The sequence below is a fragment of the Bartonella queenslandensis genome (genome assembly GCF_018155095.1).
GTDB classification, from domain to species: Bacteria; Pseudomonadota; Alphaproteobacteria; order Rhizobiales; family Rhizobiaceae; genus Bartonella; species Bartonella queenslandensis_B.
This window is the reverse complement of sequence record NZ_NAAI01000022.1, coordinates 1-2,533: the sequence shown is the minus strand read 5'-3', so window position 1 is coordinate 2,533 and position 2,533 is coordinate 1. Positions and strand designations below refer to the sequence as shown.

Genomic DNA, 2,533 nt, shown 5'->3' with positions numbered 1-2,533 from the left:
TAATGAGTCTTTATTTTTCTCTCTTATAAGGTCGCAATTTTTGATGATGAGTTCTTGAGCTGGAATCATATTATTTGAGAAGCAGCGTATATAAGATGTGTTCACCTCTTTGAGCATAAATTGACTAATAGTTTTTCCGTATCCTAAGCACATTATTCAAGGACATTATCAAAAAGAGGAGCGTTTGAGGAATTGAGTAAACATTACCCTATTGCTGGACTCCCGCAATTGATGCAACTTGCACCTATTTCTTACCTCCACACCAAAGTGCGAACTTTTGATTTTGGTCTCAATACTCTTCATCACCAATCAAAGAATCAAATTGATCCTTTAATTTTCTGTCACTGAAGAGGTTTCCTTTTCTTCTGTTTTGTTTCCCTTTTCTGGTGCCTCAAAGGTAATTTCTGTGATGTATCCGCTTTGTTTCTCATAACGATGCGTGACCATTGCGGCTTTCCATGGCCCATTGATTTCTTCACGGAACCCTTGAAGGATGAGAGGTTGATCCGCCATGATTTCGGGGCGTCCTTGTAGGATTAAGGAGCCACTGCCCACAGCACGGCAAAGCCTATCCGACTCGGAAGCAGCAGCAGCCTGTGCTTCTTCTTGACATGGGTAACAACTGCGCAGACGGCGCACGGGACCGCTAAAACCCGTTTGATGCTTCACTTGGCACTGTTGCCCTGTTGAGCGATCAAAATAAGAAGCTTCAATGATGCCGTATTGGGTGCGCGGCTCTAGTGTGAATTCCCAGCTTGAACAGTCATGTTGATGAATGGTGAGGGCTGGTAAATTGTCTCCGCTTAAAAATAAAAACTTATGGTCTTTGATTAAAAAACGCGCCCGCATGCGGTCCGCAAGGCGGGTTAAAAAATCAACCGCCGACTGATCGGTTCTCACCACATAAGGAAGAATTTGTTTGGTAAATTGGGGACTGACCTTTGCTTGATAGCCATGACGTTTGGCAAGTGTCTCGACAATCTCAGCAATGGTTTGGTGGTCAAAATGTTCACTCGCCTGTTCTTTAAGTTCTTTGCGCATTGAAGCGCTTTTGCCACAAAGACGCAAAATCTCTCCATCACTCCCACCACAACTGATGACCGACTCAACAACAAAACGCCCCATAAAGGCACGGATGCTGTTTTGATAGCCAAAGGTAACCTGGAGTGCACTGTTGCTTGAAGGAACCTCTAAATCATGGCCACAATCATCAAACTCTGCTTCAAATGTATCGGCTTCATTGCCCGCATGGTCCGTAATCGTTGCCGTTAAAAGACGCTGGTAAAAGACCTCATGGACAAGTTTCTCCCCTACCCTCACCTCAATAAAGGGATGTGCGCGCATTAATCCCATAGCCTTCTCACCACGCTGTTCTTTTCACATGATACAAATTCAGGCAGGATGACCTTTAAGCCCCGTGGCAATAGAGCACCATATCTCGCAATACCTGGATTGGCTTGCAAAGTAGCCTCACAGTAACCCTTGAGAGCTCCAACTTCAGATCTATCTCCTAACACAGCCATAGCATGTTGAAAGCAGATCAGATCAAGACTCATATCCTCTAGCTCCACCACGAGGTGCTTTTCTGGGATCTTCATGGCGTTTCTCCCCCTTGGGAATATTGATCATATCTCCCTTGGTATTGTCCCACCTGATATTGACCTTGTGGTTTTCCGCCGTCAAAAAACGGTAACAAGCGAATGGCATAGCGAATGCGCCCCGATTGACCAGAGCGACTGATATAATCATGATCTTTCGTGACACTGGTGATCACCACAGATCCATGCAGAAGGGCACTATAGCCGTTGTCACTCATCCAACGGATCATCTGAACGGGCTTGGCGGCACGAATGGTTCTGGTGATAGCATCAAGAGCTGCACGGTCCCCAAATTCTTCTGGAAACAATACCCCGTGAATGGTTTTGGGATCATTGCCATAGCCGGTAAATTGCAAACCGGGAGCCTCACCAAAACGCTCTAGGCAAACCCAGGAGGCAGAGAACTCTTCCTCAAAGGATTGGAAATTCAGCCAATCCACATAAAAGAGATGTGGTCCTAACATCATCAACGGATCTCTCATAGACGCCCTCCCCTCATTGTGTCATTACTCTGTCCCGCCATGCAGCGCATTGGCGCGTGCCCGTTGCAAAGCATGAGCAACCGCACGACCAGTGGCCATGGGATCACGCGCCCCATTAACATGCACTGTAACATTTTGATTGTGGGTGATGGGGGAACGGTCTTTGTCTCTTTGTTCTCTAGCCGATGCATTTACAGGAGCAGTCCCCGCAAATTGTGCTATGGGCTGAATTGCTGTTTTTCCTCCTAAAAAACTTGGCAAAAACTCTCTGACATCAATGGAACCAATCCACCCCTTAATGCGGTGAGGCAACGATTTACAATAATTCATCAATTGTGAGATGGACGACATAAAGCCATCGACAATCCGATTAGCCAGATCTTCGCCGGCTTGTTCCATACCAGCCTTGGCACTCTCTGTGAGCTTTTCGCGGGTAAAAAAACGCTTCAACCA

4 protein-coding genes and 1 pseudogene are annotated in these 2,533 nt (G+C 46.3%); 1 reads left to right on the top strand and 4 read right to left on the bottom strand.

Annotated elements, in window-relative coordinates; all coding sequences use genetic code 11:
- The first annotated feature begins 192 nt into the window (after window positions 1–192).
- Window positions 193–348 carry a hypothetical protein gene (locus tag B5V81_RS08525; protein ID WP_212113092.1) on the top strand — a complete coding sequence of 52 codons (156 nt, stop codon included), beginning with the start codon at window positions 193–195 and terminating at the stop codon, window positions 346–348.
- Here B5V81_RS08525 and B5V81_RS08520 read toward each other — a convergent pair.
- The 4 genes and pseudogenes from B5V81_RS08520 to B5V81_RS08505 all read right to left on the bottom strand — a co-directional run.
- Window positions 331–1,344 carry a phage late control D family protein gene (locus tag B5V81_RS08520; protein WP_212113094.1) on the bottom strand — a complete coding sequence of 338 codons (1,014 nt, stop codon included), beginning with the start codon at window positions 1,342–1,344 and terminating at the stop codon, window positions 331–333. The genes B5V81_RS08525 and B5V81_RS08520 overlap by 18 nt on opposite strands.
- Window positions 1,344–1,598: a tail protein X gene (locus B5V81_RS08515; protein WP_212113091.1), complete on the bottom strand. Its 255-nt coding sequence runs from the start codon at window positions 1,596–1,598 to the stop codon at window positions 1,344–1,346. Before B5V81_RS08515 ends, B5V81_RS08520 begins: the two co-directional genes overlap by 1 nt.
- Window positions 1,595–2,080, bottom strand: coding sequence for a phage tail protein (locus B5V81_RS08510; RefSeq protein WP_212113090.1), 486 nt, complete (start codon window positions 2,078–2,080; stop codon window positions 1,595–1,597). Before B5V81_RS08510 ends, B5V81_RS08515 begins: the two co-directional genes overlap by 4 nt.
- Before the next feature lie 24 nt (window positions 2,081–2,104).
- Window positions 2,105–2,533 (bottom strand): annotated as a pseudogene (locus tag B5V81_RS08505) (phage tail tape measure protein); the annotation flags it as partial.